This window comes from Sorangium sp. So ce296 (assembly GCF_051529605.1).
GTDB lineage: Bacteria > Myxococcota_A > Polyangia > Polyangiales > Polyangiaceae > Sorangium > Sorangium cellulosum_D.
The window spans coordinates 10,968,189-10,985,173 of record NZ_CP150325.1 but is presented as its reverse complement, the minus strand read 5'-3'; the positions used below and the strand labels follow the sequence as shown (position 1 = coordinate 10,985,173).

General features: G+C 75.1%; 11 protein-coding genes. 4 read left to right on the top strand and 7 right to left on the bottom strand.

All coding sequences use genetic code 11. From position 1 onward, the window contains the following. Positions 1-261: 261 nt before the first annotated feature. Positions 262-1,422, top strand: coding sequence for an FAD-binding oxidoreductase (locus WME98_RS40720; RefSeq protein WP_437947056.1), 1,161 nt, complete (start codon positions 262-264; stop codon positions 1,420-1,422). A gap of 73 nt (positions 1,423-1,495) precedes the next feature. On the opposite strand, the gene WME98_RS40715 is transcribed toward WME98_RS40720, so the two are convergent. From WME98_RS40715 to WME98_RS40685, 7 genes are all read right to left on the bottom strand, one after another. Next, positions 1,496-2,545, bottom strand: a complete 1,050-nt coding sequence (locus WME98_RS40715) for a hypothetical protein (protein WP_437947055.1) — start codon at positions 2,543-2,545, stop codon at positions 1,496-1,498. A 40-nt stretch (positions 2,546-2,585) separates the two neighbouring features. Next, entirely contained in the window at positions 2,586-3,101 is a 516-nt protein-coding gene (locus WME98_RS40710; RefSeq protein WP_437947054.1) for a hypothetical protein, read from the bottom strand. 67 nt (positions 3,102-3,168) lie between these two features. Continuing rightward, a complete protein-coding gene (locus tag WME98_RS40705; protein ID WP_437947053.1) occupies positions 3,169-4,791 on the bottom strand; it encodes an FG-GAP repeat domain-containing protein in 1,623 nt (540 codons plus the stop codon). Between the two features lie 5 nt (positions 4,792-4,796). Beyond that, positions 4,797-8,774 (bottom strand): serine/threonine-protein kinase, encoded by a 3,978-nt coding sequence (locus WME98_RS40700; protein WP_437947052.1) that lies wholly within the window; start codon positions 8,772-8,774, stop codon positions 4,797-4,799. Between the two features lie 215 nt (positions 8,775-8,989). Beyond that, the gene (locus WME98_RS40695) at positions 8,990-9,178 is read right to left on the bottom strand and encodes a hypothetical protein (RefSeq protein ID WP_437947051.1); all 189 of its coding nucleotides are present in this window, start codon (positions 9,176-9,178) and stop codon (positions 8,990-8,992) included. A 215-nt stretch (positions 9,179-9,393) separates the two neighbouring features. After that, complete coding sequence (locus WME98_RS40690) at positions 9,394-10,824, bottom strand: sigma-54-dependent transcriptional regulator (protein ID WP_437947050.1); 1,431 nt, start codon at positions 10,822-10,824, stop codon at positions 9,394-9,396. Between the two features lie 338 nt (positions 10,825-11,162). Continuing rightward, positions 11,163-12,563, bottom strand: a complete 1,401-nt coding sequence (locus tag WME98_RS40685) for an SGNH/GDSL hydrolase family protein (protein ID WP_437947049.1) — start codon at positions 12,561-12,563, stop codon at positions 11,163-11,165. Between the two features lie 266 nt (positions 12,564-12,829). Here WME98_RS40685 and WME98_RS40680 point away from each other — a divergent pair, with 266 nt between their 5' ends. From WME98_RS40680 to WME98_RS40670, 3 genes are all read left to right on the top strand, one after another. Beyond that, positions 12,830-14,326, top strand: a complete 1,497-nt coding sequence (locus WME98_RS40680) for a sigma 54-interacting transcriptional regulator (protein ID WP_437947048.1) — start codon at positions 12,830-12,832, stop codon at positions 14,324-14,326. Positions 14,327-14,517: 191 nt separating this feature from the next. Next, on the top strand, positions 14,518-16,050 hold the full coding sequence (locus tag WME98_RS40675) for a serine/threonine-protein kinase (protein ID WP_437947047.1): 1,533 nt from the start codon (positions 14,518-14,520) through the stop codon (positions 16,048-16,050). A 10-nt stretch (positions 16,051-16,060) separates the two neighbouring features. Next, a complete protein-coding gene (locus tag WME98_RS40670; RefSeq protein WP_437947046.1) occupies positions 16,061-16,951 on the top strand; it encodes a hypothetical protein in 891 nt (296 codons plus the stop codon). Positions 16,952-16,985: the final 34 nt, after the last annotated feature.

The following is a 16,985-nucleotide window of genomic DNA, read 5'->3' as shown; positions in this document are numbered from 1 at the left end:
CGGCGCGGCATCGCCGGGGGCCGGACCGCAGCGACGCATCCAGGGGGCTTGGACACTCTACCCTCGTCAAGTTTTTCGTCAGCGCCCCCTCGACTCCCCGACCGCCGCCGCGGGGATGATGCATGATCGCGGACGCGCCCAGCCGAGACGGTCCTGCATACCGCATCTCGTCCCGAAGCCCCTGAGCCTTACGAAGACGCCCCTCGATCGGCGATTTCACCTCTCCTCCCACCCTGGCACCTTTGCGTCGATCTCTCCCCCGTGTACGCTCGCCCCGTGCGCTCGCCGCAGCAGCTCCGCGATCTCTTCTCCGCGTTCGCCCCGCGCGTCGCCTCGGGCCGGATCTCCCATTTCGGCCGCCTCCGGCAGAGCGCCGACACCTTTTGCGAGATCGCCCCCGCCTCGTCCGCCGAGCTCGCCGACTCCGTCGGGACGGCCCACCTGCACGGCGTCCCCGTGCGGACCCGCGGCCAGGGACACGCGCTGAACGGCGCCTCGCTGCCCGCCGCGCACGAGCTCCTCCTCCGCACCGAGCGCCTCGGCAACGTCCGATTCGAGACCGAAGGCACCGTGACCGCGGGCGCCGGCGTCGTCCTCTGGAGCCTGCGGAGCGTCGTGGAGCGCCACGGCTACACCGTGCCCGTCGTCAACGACGGCCACGCCGGGCCCTCGGTCGCCGGGTTCGTCGCCGCGGGCGGCTTCGGGCCGCGCTCCAACCTGCACGGGGGCTTCTGGGAGAACGTCGCGGCCCTGACGCTCGTCGACGGCACGGGCCGCCTTCAGCGCGTCGACAGGCATCATGCGCTCTTTCCGTGGCTGTTCGGCGCGATGGGCCAGCTCGGCGTCGTCGTCGAGGCGACGCTCGATCTCCATCCGCTCGACACCGCGGCTCCCCCGCCCTACCCGGCCGGCGCAACCGTCAGCCGCGAGTCCATCGCCGCCTCGCCAGACCTGCAGGGCCCCGGTCCGGACGAGGCCGAGCGCGACGAGCGCCTCCTGTGGTTCACGCTGTTCACCCCGGGCAGGAGCCTCGCGAAGGCGCAGGCGCGGCTCGCCGCCCTCGAGGCGGAGCACGCGGGCCTGCTCTCGTACCGCCGGCGCTACGCATACCCGATCCGCCAGCGGCGCCCGGTGCCGCCGCTCGTCTACCCGCGCGATGAGCCGTTCTTCGCGCTCGGCTCCTGGGGCGCGCTGCGCCTGCCCCCCGGCGACGCCGCGGGCCCGCTGCGCGCCTACGACGAGGCGCTCACGCGCGCCGCCATCGAGATCGGCTGCCGCCGCTACATCCAGTCCGAGTCGACCTCTGGCGCCGACGCCTACCGCGCGTGCTTCGGCGAGGAGACCTATGCGGCGCTCCGCGGCCTCAAGGCGCAGCAAGATCCGGGGGGCATCCTGAACCGCGGCTCCGTCTTCCCTACTTGATCCGCCGAATCGCGATCGCCTCCCCCACCACCGCTCCCGCCCACCGACTCGCCAGCTCCGCCCGCCGCCGCGCTCACCCGAACAGCGCTACATACGGCGTGATCCCGAGATACGCCTTCGCCTCCAGCGGCGCGTCCGGCCGGTAGACCAGCTTCAGCATGACGCCCTGGCGCAGCCGCGTCGGCCACCCCCGGCCAGGCCACGGCCGCGCGTCCGCCGGCCAGGCCAGGATCGCGTCGCGCTTGTCCGGCAAGCACGCGCCGAGCGCGACCAGCCGGTCCAGCGCCGTCGCCCAGCGGGCATCCACGACCGGAACCGAGATCTCCAGGCCCAGCATCGGCTCCACCGTCGCGCCGACGTCGAGGTGGAAGCCGACATGGCTCGTGAAAGGAACCATGCTGTCGAGGAGCGCCTCGATGTCCGCGATCGATCCGGGCCAGTCGATCCGCGCCAGGTACGCCGGGACATCGGCCCTCCCCATCGCGACCACCAGGCGCACCGCGGCGCGCCCCCGCACGGCGAGCGGGGCCACGTGCATCGCGCGCCCGCTCGGCGGCAGCCGCGCGATGCACCGGAGCAAGGCGCCGTCGACCGCGGGCGGCACGGGCTCGCCCAGCAAAAGCGCGAGCGCCCGCCGGATCACGCCCGTCTGCTCCGGAAGCCCCGCCCCATCGCCCGCAGCGCCCGGCGCGACGCCGCCCGGCACCGAGGGCTCGATGCAGGGAAACGGATACGGCGCCGGCACGGTCGACGGCAGTCGCGCCCCGTCGTCGGGGAGGTCGAGCTCCAGCCAGAGCAGCGGAATACCGCGGTAGAGCGGCGAGCCAGGGTCCGCCCACTCCGCGCAAAACGCGGCCACCCGCGCCCACGCCGGCTCGGCGAGCAGGTCGAGATCCGCGCGCCGCCGCGCGAGCGCGCGGTGCCCCCCCTCCGCCGCCGTCAGACAGACCAGCAGATCGACCCGCTCGGAGCCGTCGAGCCGGCACTCGACGGCTGCGCAGGAGGCCGCCGCGGGCAGCCCGGCCGCCGCCGCGGCGAGGCGCGCGTGCGCCGCCGGGGACACCAGCGCCGGCGGGAGCAGCGCCGCGCCCTCGGCCATCAGCGCGTGCACCGGGACGATCACCCTCCTCGCGCTCCCCGCAGCGCCGCGCCGCCCCGGCCGCTCACACCGGCGTCTGGCGAGCGCGCTTCACCTCGAACGCCCTCGGCAGCGTGCTCTCGGCCTTCCGCGACCTCGCCTGCACGCCGTACGGGCCGGGGACCGCGTTGGCCAGGTTGAACCGCACATCCATCCGCGAGTTCATCCCCGTGACCACGTTCGAGACAACCCCGGAGATGACCGAAGTGCCCTGCACCAGCGAGCACGCCATCGTGCTCTCGAAATACGTGCCGTACACGACCGTCTTGACCTCTTGCCCGTGCACGCCGCTGTTCGGCTCGACGGCCGTGACATGGAGCACAGGGCCGATCCAGTTGACCACCGGGCTCACCGACCGGATCGGCAGGGCCTCGACCTCCTGCGCCACCGCGTCGGCGATGCGCTTCGGATCGCGGGTCCGCAAGAGCGCCTTCTGCTCGTCCGAGAGGCCGGCTTGCGCCATGGCGCGCTCCGGATCCTCGCTGAAGGCGGCCTGCAGGTTGGGATCGCGCGCGAGATCGGCGATGAAGAACATCAACATGAGAACCGCTCCACGGCTAAGGGTGATGGACGCGGCAAGGGCCCTGCGCCCACGCGCCGCCCGGCGCTCACCGGGACGACGTCCGATGATAGTAGATGAAATTCGATGTATCCCAGTTCGTCTCGACGATGTCCAGCTCCGTCGAGTACGAATAGCGGACCTCCACCTCATCGCCGGGCCGGAGCCGCTGCGCGAACGAAACCCAGCTCCCGCCCGGGAGCGAGGCGACGTCGCGCGGCGCGACGGGCGCGCCGTTCCGGAGGATCTCGTCGATCTGCTCGATGACCGGGCGAGAGAGCGTGATCACGGCCTGCTCGCGCTCGATGCGGAACGTCTCGGTCGCCGACTGCAATGCCTCCCGGCCCAGGTCGGCGAGCGCGATGGTCTCCTGCACCGTCATCGTCGCCGAGGACCAGACGGGCTCCCGGGTGAACCCGCCGCCCAGCCCGAGGTAGATCTGCAGCGGCGCGCCCAGCGCGTTCGGCGGCGGGGCCGGGCCCCAGCGGCCCGCGATCAGATCGAGCACGCCGTCGCCGCTCACGTCGGCCAGCGCGACACCAGCCCCCCAGCCGGCGCTCGCCGACCTCCAGGTCGGGCCGCGCTGGCGCCCTGGCGCATAGGCCTCGAACCGGGTCGAGCTCGCGCCCGCGCCTGCGCCCGCCGCCCCCCGCCCTGGCGCGCCCGAGCGCCGCGCGCGGCCCGCCGGGGCGGCGCCAGCACCGAAGTCGCTGTACGAGACCACGAGCCCGGTGGAGGCGCCGAGTCGCCCCGCGTCCAGGAACATCGGATACTGGATGGACTCGCTCGCCGTCCAGGCAGGCTCCCGCGGGAGGGAGATGACGCCGCCGTCCCGCAGCACGCCGCGGAAGATCGGCACGCCCGGCATCGCGACGGCGAGATCCAGCAGGCCGTCCTCGTCGATGTCGGCGAACTCCATGCCGAAGCTGTGATCGACCCTCGCGCTCTTCCAGCTCGGCAGCGGGGACAGCGCGCCGCCGACGTTCTCATAGATCCGCGCGGGGCCCGGCGCATACCCCTCCTCGAGCGCCACGGAGGCCGCGAGATCCAGATCCCCGTCGCCGTCCGCGTCGCCGAGCGCGCAGCCGACGCTCGAGTAGCCGTCCGCGCTGCGGTAGCCCGGCGTCGGCTCCAGCGCGCCGCCGCGGTTCTTGTACACCTTGACGTGCCCGAGCTTCAGGGTGCCCGGCTCCCGGGGGCCGACGCTCACCGCGACATCCACCCAGCCGTCCCGATCGATGTCGCCCACGGCGAGCCCCGTGTTGTAGTCGGCGTCCGCCGACGACCAGCTGGGCTCCGGCGGGAAACGGCCCGTCCCGTCGTTGTAATAGACGACGATCGGCTGTTTCGTCATGTCGTTGCCGTTCGCCACGACGATGTCCTTGAAGCCGTCGCCGTCGATGTCGGCCAGCCCGAGGCCCATCGAGTACACGTCCTCTTCATCGCGCGACCGCCAGCCCGGCTCCGCCGCATAGGGCAGCGGCCGGGCGACGAACGGCGATAGCGCCTGCGCGTCCGATTGCGCCGGCTCCGGCGGCGAGGCGAGGCCGGCCTGCGAGGTGCAACCCAGGCAGCCGAGGGACGCGGCGAGCGCGGGCCAGAGGGCCGCGGCCCACGCCGCCCACGCCGGCGACATCGAGGAGGCGCGCGCGGCGCGGGAGCGGCGATGCATCGAGGTCAGCCTCCCGGGCCGCCGAAGCCCGGCAGGTAGAGCGCGGTCCATCGATCCGGGCGACGGACCCCCTGGCGGGCCATCGCCTCGTCGGCCTGCGCGACGAGCGCGCGCCCGGCGTCGCCGCCGAGCAGCTCCCCCCGGCCGCGGCGGGCGCAGGCGCCGTGGAGCGCCATGTCCACCGCGTCGAAGCCGCGCGCCGCGGCGCCGAGCTGCACGATCGCCTCGCTCGGCCGGTCGCGGAGCCGCGCGACGCCCGCCCGGAGCAGCGCCGCGAGCGGGGCGCCGTCGCGCCGCACCTCGCGCTCGAGCCGGGCCGCGTCCGCCTCGGCCTCCCGGAGGAGCGGCTCCCGGCCGGAGCGCCGCGCCGCGGCCGCCGCGATCGCCGTCCGCGCGCGCAGGAGCAGCATGTCCATGCGGGCCGGCTGGACCCGCAGCTGCTGCGAGCGCTCGATGCCGCGCCACTCGGCGAGGAGCCGCGCGCGCGCCGCGTCGGCCTCGCCCTCGTACAGGTCCGCCAGGGTCTCGAGGCGCAGCGCGTAGAGGTGCTGCACGTGCATCGCCCCCCGCGCCCCCCTCGCCCAGCGGGCGACCACCTCGCGCACGCACCGCCGCGCCTCGGCCGCGTCGTCCGCGGCGAGCAGCGGCACCGCGGACGCGATCGTCGCGGACACCGACGCGAACAGGTTGCCCACCGCCGTCGCGCTGCGGCGCCAGCTCGCCGTGCGCTCCGCGAGCTCCACGAACCGGCCGAGCGCCTCCAGCGCGACCACGGCGCCGGCCTGCGCCAGGTTGCGCTCCATCTCGACGCCGACGCAGCGCTCCTCGAGCTGCCGGCGGGTGGCGTCGTAGTAGTCGAGCGCCTCGCGCCACGCCCCGCGCACGAGGTGCGCGCCGCCGACGTAGATGCGGATGACGCTGCCGAGCCGGCCGTCGCCGAGCCGCTCCGCGATCGCCTCGCCGCGCGCGAGCAGCCTCGACCCCTCCTCGATCGCCGCCGGCGTCCCCTGGAACGCCGAGATGAGCCCGAAGGCGGAGAGCCCCAGGGCGACGCGGGACGGCTCGCCCGCGTCGAGCGAGAGCAGCAGGCTGCGGAACAGGAACACCGTCGAGCGCAGCGGATCGACGTCGGTGAGCGCCTTGCTGACCGAGAGGCAGAGATCGATCCGCGTGAGCACCTCGGGCGGGATCTCGGCCGCGGCGCGCTCCTGGAACGCCTGGCCGCGCAGCCGGATGCGGGCGTAGAGCGCCGCCACGGTCATGACCGCGCGCGCGGTCGTCGCCGGATAGCCGAGCCCGACCTCGGCGAGGAGCGGGACGAGCGCGGAGGTGCCCTCCTCGAGGTGGCCGCCGACGAGGTACTGCTCGGTGGCGCGCCGGCGCAGATCGAGCGCCACGGCGGGCGACGCGCCCTCGGCCGCGGCGAGGAAGAGCGGCGCGGCGTCGCGGCAGCGCCCGGCGTTCGCCAGCGCGGTCGCGCGCCGGACCTGGAGATCGCGGCGCGCCTCGGGGGTGTCGCCGGGGCCGCCGCGCCCCCACGCGAGCGCCTGCGCGTAGAGCTCGGCCGCGCGGTCGAACGCCAGCGCGGCGCTCGCCAGATCGGCCGCGGCGGCCGCGTGCCGCGCCGCCTCGAGGAGCTCCCCCGCGCCGTGGAAGTGGACCACGAGCGCCTGCGGATCGGCGCGCCCCGTCGCCTCGAACGCGCGCGCCAGCCGGGCGTGCCGGGCGGCGAGCGCCGCGGGATCGAGCTCGGCGAGGACGGTCTCGCGGATGCGATCGTGGGCGATCTCGAGGCGCGGGCCGCCGCGGGCCTCCGTGATCCGGACCAGGTTGGCGGCGCGGAGCGGGGTGAGGCACGAGAGCGCCTCCTCGCCGAGCTCCGCGGCCGCGAAGGCGACCTCCTGTTCGATCGGGCATCCGGCGACCGCGACGATCTCGATGAGCCGCCGGGCGCGCTCGGGCATTTCGTCGATCCTGCTCATGATCACCCGCCGGAGGCTGATGTCGCCTCCCCCCCCAGACGGTGCGAGCGTGCCCCCGTCCCGGCTCGAGAGATACTGGATGAGCTCGCTCACCGACAAGGGGCTTCCCTCGGACTCCTGGGCGATCGCCTGCGCGCGCTCGAGGCGCGCGCCCGCGGCGGGCCCGAGCCGCTCGATGGCCAGGCGCATCGCCTGCTCGTACGAGAGCGGCTCGACGGTCAGCTCGCGGAGCTCGACCGCGGCGCCGCACCGGGTCGCGAGCCGCCGGAGCTCGCCGACGGCGGCGCAGCGCTCCGCCTCGTCGCTCCGGTAGCAGGCGATGAGCAGGAGCCGCGGCGCGTCCGGGGGCGAGAGCAGCTCGGCGAGCAGGCGCGCGCTGTCCGCGTCGCCCCACTGCAGATCGTCGATGCAGATCGCGAGCGGCCGGCGCGCCGCGAGGCGGCGGAAGAGCGCCTTGAGCGCCTGGAACGCGCGCCAGCGCGCCTGCCGCGCGTCCGGCGCGGTCGCGGGCGCGCCCTCGACCTCGGCGCCCGGGACGGCGCGGAGCGCGGGGAAGAGCCGGGCGAGCGCGTGGATGTCGTCCGGCAGGACGCTCGCCGACTCGGCGGCCGGCATGCGCCGAAGGTGCTCGCAGAGCGCGTCCACGAGGCTGTCGAGCGCCTTGTAGGGCACGGACTCGCGCTCGTGGCAGCGCCCGGCGAGCACGGTGGCGGCGCCGCGCTCGCGCAGCGCGCGCAGGAAGCTCGACGCGAGGGCGCTCTTGCCCATCCCGGACCGGCCGGCGACGAGCACGACCATCGTGCGCCCGGCGGCGCTCGCGCGGAACCCGTCCTCCAGCGCGCCGAGCTCCCGCTCGCGCCCCACGAGCCGGTCGGCGCCCTCGGGCGAGGCGCGGAGCCACCGGACCGGGTGCGCCGGCCGCTCGCCGTGCAGGCGCCGCACGACCTCGGCGCCCGACGGCCGCGCGGCCGCGTCGCGCTGCAGGAGCGCCGCGCAGAGCTCGTCGAGGTCGCGCGGGACGCCGTCGACGAGGAGCGACGGCGGCGTCGGCGTCGACCAGAGCTTGGCGGAGATCGTGTCGACCACCGAGCCCACGAACGGGAGCGCGCCGGTGAGCGCCTCGTAGAGCATCACCCCGACGCTGTACCAGTCGCTGGCCTCCGTCTCGGGCGCCGAGGTGATCCGCTCCGGCGGCATGTACGCCGGCGTGCCCACGAGGTCCTCGACGGTCGCCTCGCCCGGCGCCCTCGGCTTGAGCTCCTTGGCGATCCCGAAGTCGAGCAGCACCACGCGGCCGTCGCGCGTCACGAGGACGTTCGAGGGCTTGAGGTCGCGGTGGAGGATGTTGGCGGCGTGGAGCGCGGAGACCCCCTCGACGAGCTGCGAGAAGGCGGCCCGGAGCCGCCGCGTGTCGAGCGAGAAGGTCTGCCGGAGCGGGCGGTGCGGGCCGGATCTGCGCTCGGGCCAGCCGCCGTTCAGGCGCCGCGCCGGGGGCGCGGGGGTCCCGAGCAGCGCGTGGGTCACCTCGTCCGGGCCCGCGACGCCGCCGCCGGCGCCGGCGGACGCGCGCTCCACCCACGTGGCGTCGTCCGTCGGGAACGGGCGCGCGGTGCTCGGCTCGAGCGACGCGCGGTCCACGAACGCGTCCGAGACGATCGTCTCCTGCTCCGCGTGCGCGCGGTGGCTGGGCAGCTGGACGCGCACGAAGCTGAGGAAGTCGACGCCGTCGACGAGCTCCATGGTGAAGCACCACGTCCCGCCGTCGGAGAGCAGCTCGTGCAGGGTGACCAGGTTCGGGTGCACGAGGTCGGCGAGGCTGCGGAACTCCTGCTTGAAGCGGAGCAACGCGGTCGGCTCGGACTGCTGGTAGAGGGCCTTGAGCGCGATCACGCAGCCGTAGCGCCGGTCGACGGCCTCGTAGACGGCGCCGAACCCGCCGGCGCCGAGCTGGCGCCGGATCTCGAAGCGCTCGCTGTGCTCGAAGGCGCGGAGGGGCTTCATGCACGCCGCCCGGTGCGGAAGGCGGTCCGCCGGCGCGGGGCTCGGGCGGTGAGCGGGCGATCAAAGCTCGAGATCTTCCACGGCACAGACCGTAGGATATATCACCAGCGTCGGCGCCATCACGCGACAGTGGGGTCGGCGGTCGCGTTGTTGGCTCCGTCACCCGCGCGGGCGTTCAGGGGACCGGCGTCGCGAGCGAGGCGCGGCGGCGCTGCTCACGGCGACAGGGTGAGCGAGCCGGCGTCGAGCGCGACCTCGTAATAGCCGTGGTCGTCCCAGGCGAGCGCGCTGCCGCCCTGCCTGAGCGTGCCGCCGTCGACCTTCATGCGCAGGAACTTGCCCGGCGGGAAGTGCGCCGGCAGCGTCCAGGTCCAGGTGGTGTTGCTGCCGGACGTGGTGCGCATGGCCGATGAAAAGAAGACAAACCTCACAGGCACAGAGGGCACAGAGAGGAAGAGGAGAAAGATCTCTTTTCTTTCTCTCTCCTCTGTGTCCTCTGCGCCTCTGTAGCTCATATTTCACTTCGAAGACTCGGCCCGACGCCGGCGGTATCGTCGTGCGAAGGGGCACGACCGGAAGCGTGTTCTGATGAGGAAAGCTCGTCTGGCGGCGCCTGGTGCTAGCGCGGCCGGGGGATGCCGAGCCGCTGGCGGCGCTCCCAGAGGGCCTTGCGGCTGATGCCGAGGCGGCGGGCGATCTCGGTCTCGGTCAGCTCGTGCTGGTGCTCGAGGACGAAGCGGCGGAAATACCCCTCGAGCGAATCGGACCGCGGCTCGCTCTCGTGCGCGGCCGGAGGCGGCGCGGGCTGCGCCGCGTCGTCGAGCCCGAGCAGGCCCACCCCGATGTCCCTGCCCTCGGCGAGGACCATGGCGCGGTGGATGGCGTTCTCCAGCTCGCGGACGTTGCCCGGCCACGGGGCCGCCGCGATGGCGGCGCGCGCCTCCGGCGACAGCGCGAGCGGCCGCTGGCCCGTCGTCCGCGCGCGCCGCGTGAGCAGCGACTCCGCGATGCGGACCGCGTCGCCCGGCCGCTCGCGCAGCGGCGGCAGGCGGAGCTCGAGGACCCGCAGGCGGAAGTAGAGATCGCTCAGAAAAGACCCCTGGCGCACCATCGCCACGAGATCCCGCTGGGTCGCCGCGACGAGGCGCACGTCGACGCGCCGGGCCTGCGCCGCGCCCACGCGCCGCACCTCGCCGGTCTGCAGGAAGCGGAGGAGCCGCGCCTGCACGCGCGCCGGCAGGTCGGCGATCTCGTCGAGCAGGAGCGTCCCTCCCTCCGCGGCCTCGCAGAGCCCCGCGCGCGCCGAGAGCGCGCCCGGGAAGGCGCCGCGCTCGTGACCGAAGAGCTCGCCCTCGATCAGCCCCTCGGGGATGGCCGCGCAGTGGACGCGCACGAACGGGCACTGCCGCCGCGGGCTGAGCCGATGCACGGCGCGGGCGAGCGTCTCCTTGCCGGTGCCGCTCTCGCCGAGCACGAGCAGCGTCGCCTCGCTCGGCGCCACCTTGCGCACCCGCGCGAACACCTCGCGCATGGCCGCCGAGCCGCCGATCATGCCCTCGAGCTCCTCGTCGTCCGGCGCGGGCGGCGTGGACGCCGCGGGCGGCGTGGACGCCGCGGGCGGCGTCGACGCCGGCGCGGGCGGCACGGACGCCGGCGACGGCGGGCGCGGCGCGCTCTCCCCGGGCGCGCCTTGCGCGGGGCGCGCGCCGGCGAGGTGGTGATCGACCAGCGCGACGAGCTCGGCGTGATCGAACGGCTTCGACAGGTAATCCGCGGCGCCGCGCTTCACCGCGTCGACGGCCGCCTTCACGGTCGCATAGCTCGTCATGAGCACGACCGGCGCGCCGCCGCACCGGCCGACGAGCTCCGTGCCCGGCGCGCCGGGCAGGCGCACGTCGGCGAGCACCAGATCGAACGCGCGCAGGTCGTGCGCCGCCTCGGCCTCGGCGATCGACCCCGCCTCGACGACGTCGTGCCCGTGGCGCGCGAGCAGCCGCCGGAGCTCCATCCGGATGACGACCTCGTCCTCGACCAGCAGGATCCGGCTCACGGCGCCACCTCGGGCCCGCCGGCGCGTGGAACGAGCCCGCCCGCCGCCGCGAGCGCGGGCGCACATTCCGTGGCGACGGCCTCCGCGTCGTGTCCTCCGCGCATGGGACAAGGCTACTCAGGAGCGCAACGGATGAACATGTGTGGGCGCACAACGCAACGCGTCAGCGCCGGCGTCCAGGAAGCTGCGTTACCGAGGGGATGTCTCCCGCAGAGGCGTCCATCGCAGCCTTCGGCGATCGCCACGACTCCCCGGCTCCCCGCCGGGGAAGCGGGGGGCCTGGCCGGGCGCGCAAGGATGTCGCGCGCCCGGCCGAGCTCCCCCACGATCGCTTCGCTCTACTTGGTGAACAGGTCGAGGTCGACGGCTTTCGCCATCGCCTCCAGGCCAGTCGGGTTCAGGTGCAGCCCGTCATTCTCGAAGTCGAGGTCGTCTTGCAGCTTGGCAGGGTCGTTGGGGTCGACGACCGCCGGGTCCAGGTCGATGACCGCGTCGTACTTGCCGCTCGTGCGGATCCAGGTGTTGACCTTCTGACGGGCGGCCTCGTGCGCGTCGGAGTAGTACCCGTTGCCCTTGAACGGCAGGATGGGGATTCCGTAAACGAGCATCCCCTTGGCGTGCGCCTTGTCGATGAACTCCTGATAGGCCGCGATCAGGGCGTCGGCGACGTTCGGCGCGCTGTCGCCGCCGATGTCGTTCACGCCGATGAAAATGACCGCCCAGCGAGCCCCGCGCTGGTCCAGGATGTCGCGCTGGTAGCGCAGCTTGGCGGTCGGCCCGAGCCCGCCGGCCAGCACGGTGCCCCCGCCGATCCCCAGGTTCAGCACGGCGACGTCCTCGGTCCCGGGATTGGCCCGCAGCCGGCGAGACAGGAAGTCCGGCCAGCGCGTGTTCCCGTCCGTGACCGAGCCGCGGCCGTCCGTGATCGAGTCGCCGAGGATGGCGATCGCATGGGCCGTGGGGTCGGCCATGACGTCGAGGCCCGTGATGTAGTACCAGTGCGCGGTGCTCACCGGCGACGTCAGCGTCGGCGACGAGACCCCGTTGCCGGTCTGGATGTACGAGTTCGTCCGTGAGCCCGGGTGCCCGGTGATCCCGCTCGGGACGGCGCCGAAATGGATGGTCACCGCGAGCTTGGTGAGGGGCTTGAGGTCGTAATCGATCGGATCGGAGAAGACCGACTTGCCCATCGGGATGGTCACCGACGCGGAGCCCTCGAAGGTCAGGGCCGTGTCGGTGTCCGCATTGATGCCGTCGGCGTTCGTCGAGTCCGCGATGTGCACGGAGCTCATGGTCACCGGCCCGTTGCCGAACTCGTTCGAGAGCAGCAGCCGCACGTTGCTGCCGCCGATCGAGGTGTAAATGACCTGGCGCAGCGTGTTGTTGGCGAGGCCCGGCGCGGGCGGGTTGTTGTTGGTCTCGGTCAGCTGCGGGCCGGTCGTCCAGGTGCCGACCCAGCGCCTCTCCCCGGAGCTGCCGCCGTCGCCGCCGGTGCCGCCATCGCCGCCCGTGCCGCCAGCGCCGCCGGTGGCGCCCGCTCCGCCTCCGCCAGCGTCGTTGCCGCCGCCGCCGCCGCCGCCGGTGCCGGAAGCCTCCGACCCGCTGGAGCTCGTCGCCCCCCCGGAGCTCCCCGAGCTGGTCGTCGCGCTCGACCCGGTGCTCGTCGTATCGGATCCGGGCGAATCATCGCCGCAGCCGGTGATCGATAGAAACAGCAGTGCGTAAAGAATTTTCCGCATGGTCCTCGTCCGACGCTATACCCCTACAAGTGCCGCCCAAGGTGCCACACGGGGGGCCTGAACGACACCATGTTTCATGGCGGGCGAGCGCGCTGGACGCCTCGATCCGCGGCATTGCGTTACGATCGGTAACACGTTGGCCAGCGCGCGTTACGCTCGGTAGCAATCCGGTCACGCCGGAAACCCACCGTGTTCGTGGACCGGGCACGCGCCGCGGCGCCGCGGCGCCGCGTGACGCCGGCGCGGAGGCCTGCTGAGATGGGCGCATGCCCCCGTGGAACGACGACGACGCCGCCTCCACCGAGCTCGTGCCCGGGCCGCTGCGCCCCGCCGCGGCCGCGGCCGAGAGCTTCGCCCTCTCCGTCATGGCGGGCCCGGACGAGGGCCTCCGGTTCACCGTGGCGCCGGGGTTGCCCGCCCGCGTGCTCGCCGGCACCAGCCCGGCCTGCGACATCCCCCTCACCGACCGGCTCGTCTCGCGCCGCCACGCGGCCTTCGAGCTCGCCGGCGCCCGGCTGCGCGTCACCGACCTCGGCTCGACGAACGGCACGTTCGTCCAGGGAATCCGCGTCGGCGACGCTTACCTCCAGGGCAGCGAGCTCGTCCGCATCGGCGAGACCGTGCTCCGCGTCGAGGCGCTCGGCGTCACGCAGGCGGCCGAGCTGTCGCGCGCGGTGCGCTTCGGCAAGCTGGTCGGCGCCAGCGAGGAGATGCGGCGGCTCTACCCGCTCTGCGAGCGCCTCGCGGCCTCGAGCGTCCCCGTCGTCATCGAGGGCGAGACCGGGACCGGCAAGGAGGTGCTCGCGGAGGCGATCCACGAGCAGGGGTCGCGCGCCGCCGGGCCGTTCGTGGTCTTCGACTGCACCGCGGTGCCGCCGACGCTCGTCGAGTCGGCGCTCTTCGGGCACGAGCGCGGCGCCTTCACCGGCGCGAACGAGACCCGCCGCGGCGTCTTCGAGGAGGCGCACGGCGGCACGCTGCTGCTCGACGAGATCGGCGATCTCGATCTCGGCCTGCAGGCGAAGCTGCTCCGCGCCATCCAGCGCTCGGAGGTGCAGCGCGTCGGCTCGAACAAGTGGATCCGCGTCGACATCCGGGTGCTCGCGGCGACGCGGCGCGACCTGGAGCGCGAGATCCAGGCGGGGCGGTTCCGGGACGATCTGTTCTTCCGGCTCGCGGTGGCGCGGATCGAGCTGCCGCCGCTGCGCAAGCGGCGGGGCGACGTCACGGTGCTCGCGCACCATTTCTGGCGGCAGCTCGCGGATCGCGGCGCGCCGTTCCCGCAGGGGTTCGCCGAGCGGCTCGAGGACTACGACTGGCCGGGCAACGTGCGCGAGCTCTACAACGCCGTGGCGCGCCGGGTGGCGCTCGGCGAGGCCGCGCCGATCGAGACCAGCCGGGCCGGGCTCGCCTCCGCGGGCGCGCCGGCCCCGCCCTCCGGGCCCGCGTCGGTGACCCAGCCGGCCGCGGCGAGCGGGCCCGCGTCCTCGGCGCAGCCGCCGGCCACGCCCGCGCCGCCCGCCTCCGCGGGCGCCGGGGCCGGCGAGGGAGCCGAGACTGCGACATCCAGCGACATCATCGAGGAGATCCTCGCGCTCGACCTGCCCCTGCCGCGCGCGCGGGAGCGGATCGTCGAGCACTTCGAGCGGCGGTACGTGCAGCGCGTCCTCGCGCAGCACGGGGGCAACGTCCGGAGCGCGGCGGCCGCGTCGGGCCTCGCGCGGAGGTACTTCCAGCTCCTGCGCGCGCGGCGGTCCACCTGAAGAGGCTGCGCGCGGCAGTCGTGGTCAAATTTGAACATGAAGGCGGGAAGGCGGGAAGAAAACCTTAATGTTCTTCCCGCCTTCCCGCCTTCATGTGGACTCTCTCTGGGCAAGGTTGACCACCACCGCGAGCCGCGCTCCGGCTGACATGCCGCCGCGGCATCCGCCGCGGGCGTGTTATCGTCGCCCCGATGTTGCGGGCCCAGGGCGGCGCATCGGCTGTCGTCCGCTACCTGCTCTTCGACGAGATCGGGGCCGGCGGCATGGCCACGGTGCACCTCGGGCGCCAGCACGGCTCGGCCGGGTTCCGGCGGACGGTGGCGGTCAAGCGGCTCTACCCGCAGTTCGTCCGGGATCCCGAGCTCGTGGCCATGCTCCTCGACGAGGCGCGCGTCGCGGCCCGGATCCGGCACCCGAACGTGGTCGCGACGATCGACGTCGTGTCGAGCGGCGGCGAGGTGCTGCTCGTGATGGAGTACGTGCACGGCGAGTCGCTGGCGCGGCTGCTGCGCGCGGCGACGAAGGACGGCGGCGCGCCCCCGCCGCGCATCGCCTGCGCGGTGCTCGCCGGCGCGCTCCACGGCCTGCACGCGGCGCACGAGGCGACCGCGGAGGACGGCGCCCCGCTCGGCCTCGTGCACCGCGACGTGTCGCCGCACAACCTGCTCGTCGGCGAGGATGGGGTGGCGCGCGTGCTCGACTTCGGCGTGGCGAAGTCGGCCGGGCGCGCGCAGATCACGCGCGACGGGCAGCTCAAGGGCAAGCTGGCCTATATGTCGCCCGAGCAGATCGCGGGCGAGCCGCTCGACCGGCGCGCGGACGTGTACGCGGCCGGCGTGGTGCTGTGGGAGACGCTGACGGGCGAGCGCCTGTTCGAGGGGCGCGGCGAGGCGCTCTCGATCCTGCGGCTCTTGCAGGCGGGCGTGGATCCGCCGAGCTCCCGCCGGCCCGGGGTGCCGCCGGAGCTGGAGGCGATCACGCTGCGCGCGCTCGCGCGCGGCCCCGAGGACCGGTTCCCGACGGCGCGCGAGATGGCGCTCGCGCTGGAGGCGACGGGCCTCGCGGCGTCGACCTCGGAGGTTGGCGCGTGGGTGGCGTCGCTCGCGGGCGAGGCGCTCTCGCAGCGCGCGGCGCTGATCGCCGCGATCGAGCCGGGGGCGGCCACGCCGAGCGCGCCGCCGGAGCTCGGGTCGCCCCTCGAGACGGCCGGGTTGGCCCTCGGGACGGCCAGGGCGGCCCTCGGGACGGCCGGGGCGGGCCCGGCGGAGGCGGCCGTGGCGAGCGCGCCGCAGCCCGCCGCCGCCAGCCCGAGCCGGCGGCGCTGGGGCGCGGCGGCGGCGGCGGGCGCGGCGCTCGCGATCGCGGCGGCGGCGATCGGGTTCGCGCGCGCCGAGGCGCCGCCGCGCGCCAGCGCGAGGGCCGGCGTCGCGGCGGTGGCGGCGGCGCGCGCGCGGGTCGCGGCGCGGCCGGCGGCGCTCCCGCACGGGGCGCAGTTCGCGGCCGGAGCGGCCGGCGCGGCCGGCGCGGGGGTGCCGGATGCGTCGGCGACGCCCGCCGCGCCCACGGCGGCCGCCGCGACGGCTGCGCCCTCGGCGCCCGCCGCGAAGGCGGCCGGCGCGGGCGCGCGGCGGCTGCCGCGCCGCGAGCCCGCGCGCGACGGGTGCAATCCGCCCTTCGTGATCGATGGACAGGGCCACAAGCGCTACAAGCGCGAGTGCTTCTGACGGAGGCCCGATGACCCCGCGCACCTCTCCCCGCTTCCTCGTCGCCGCCGCCCTCTCGGCCGCCGCGTGCCTCCATCCCGCCCGCGCTCGCGCCGGCGACGCCGAGGCGTGCTTCACCGCCTCCGAGGAGGGCCAGCGCCTGCGCGACGAGGGCCGGCTGCGCGAGGCGCGGGCGCGCTTCATCGCGTGCGGCGGCGCCGGCTGTCCGGATCTCGTCCAGTCGGACTGCGCGGGCTGGCTCTCCGACGTCACGGCGCGCGTGCCGACGCTGATCCTGAGCGCCCAGGACGAGCAGGGCCACGACGTGGCCGACGTGCGGGTGACCCTCGACGGCGCGCCGCTCGCCGCGCGCCTGGACGGCAAGGCCGTCGAGGTCGACCCGGGCGAGCGCGTGCTCCGGTTCGAGCGCGCGGGCAGCGCTCCCGTGGAGCTGCGGCTCGTCGTGCGCGAGGGCGAGAAGCTGCGCCGCGTCTCGGCCCGCCTCGCGCGGACGGCCGCGCCGGGGGCGAGCGCGGGCGCGCCGGGAGGCGGCGCCGTCCCGCCCCGCGAGGACCGCGCCGCCTCGTCGCCCGCGAGCGCGCTCGTCCTGCCGATCGCGCTCGGTGGCGCCGCGGCCGGAAGCGGCGTCGCCTACGCGGCGCTCGGCCTGAGCGCGCGCGCCGACGCCGACCGCCTGCGGGCGACCTGCGCCCCGCGCTGCGCGGAGGCGGACGTCGACGCCGTGCGCGCCAAGATCCTCGGCGCCAACATCGCGTTCGGCGTCGGCGTGGCGGCGCTCGCCGGCGCCGTGGCCGCGCTCGTCCTGCGCGGCGCCGAGCCCGGAGCGCCCGCCGCGACCGCGGCGGTGCACGTCGTCCCCGTGCGCGGGGGCGCCGCCGCCGCGCTCGGCGGCCGGTTCTGAGCTGCCGGGCTCGCCGCGGGCCTGGGACCGCGGC

Bases quoted from the DNA above. Each gene is read 5' to 3' on its own strand.
- WME98_RS40695 (WP_437947051.1), bottom strand. From the start codon at position 9,178: ATGCGCACCACGTCCGGCAGCAACACCACCTGGACCTGGACGCTGCCG.
- WME98_RS40685 (WP_437947049.1), bottom strand. From the start codon at position 12,563: ATGCGGAAAATTCTTTACGCACTGCTGTTTCTATCGATCACCGGCTGC.
- WME98_RS40705 (WP_437947053.1), bottom strand. From the start codon at position 4,791: ATGCATCGCCGCTCCCGCGCCGCGCGCGCCTCCTCGATGTCGCCGGCG.
- WME98_RS40670 (WP_437947046.1), top strand. From the start codon at position 16,061: ATGACCCCGCGCACCTCTCCCCGCTTCCTCGTCGCCGCCGCCCTCTCG.
- WME98_RS40675 (WP_437947047.1), top strand. From the start codon at position 14,518: ATGTTGCGGGCCCAGGGCGGCGCATCGGCTGTCGTCCGCTACCTGCTC.
- WME98_RS40700 (WP_437947052.1), bottom strand. From the start codon at position 8,774: ATGAAGCCCCTCCGCGCCTTCGAGCACAGCGAGCGCTTCGAGATCCGG.
- WME98_RS40710 (WP_437947054.1), bottom strand. From the start codon at position 3,101: ATGTTGATGTTCTTCATCGCCGATCTCGCGCGCGATCCCAACCTGCAG.
- WME98_RS40680 (WP_437947048.1), top strand. From the start codon at position 12,830: ATGCCCCCGTGGAACGACGACGACGCCGCCTCCACCGAGCTCGTGCCC.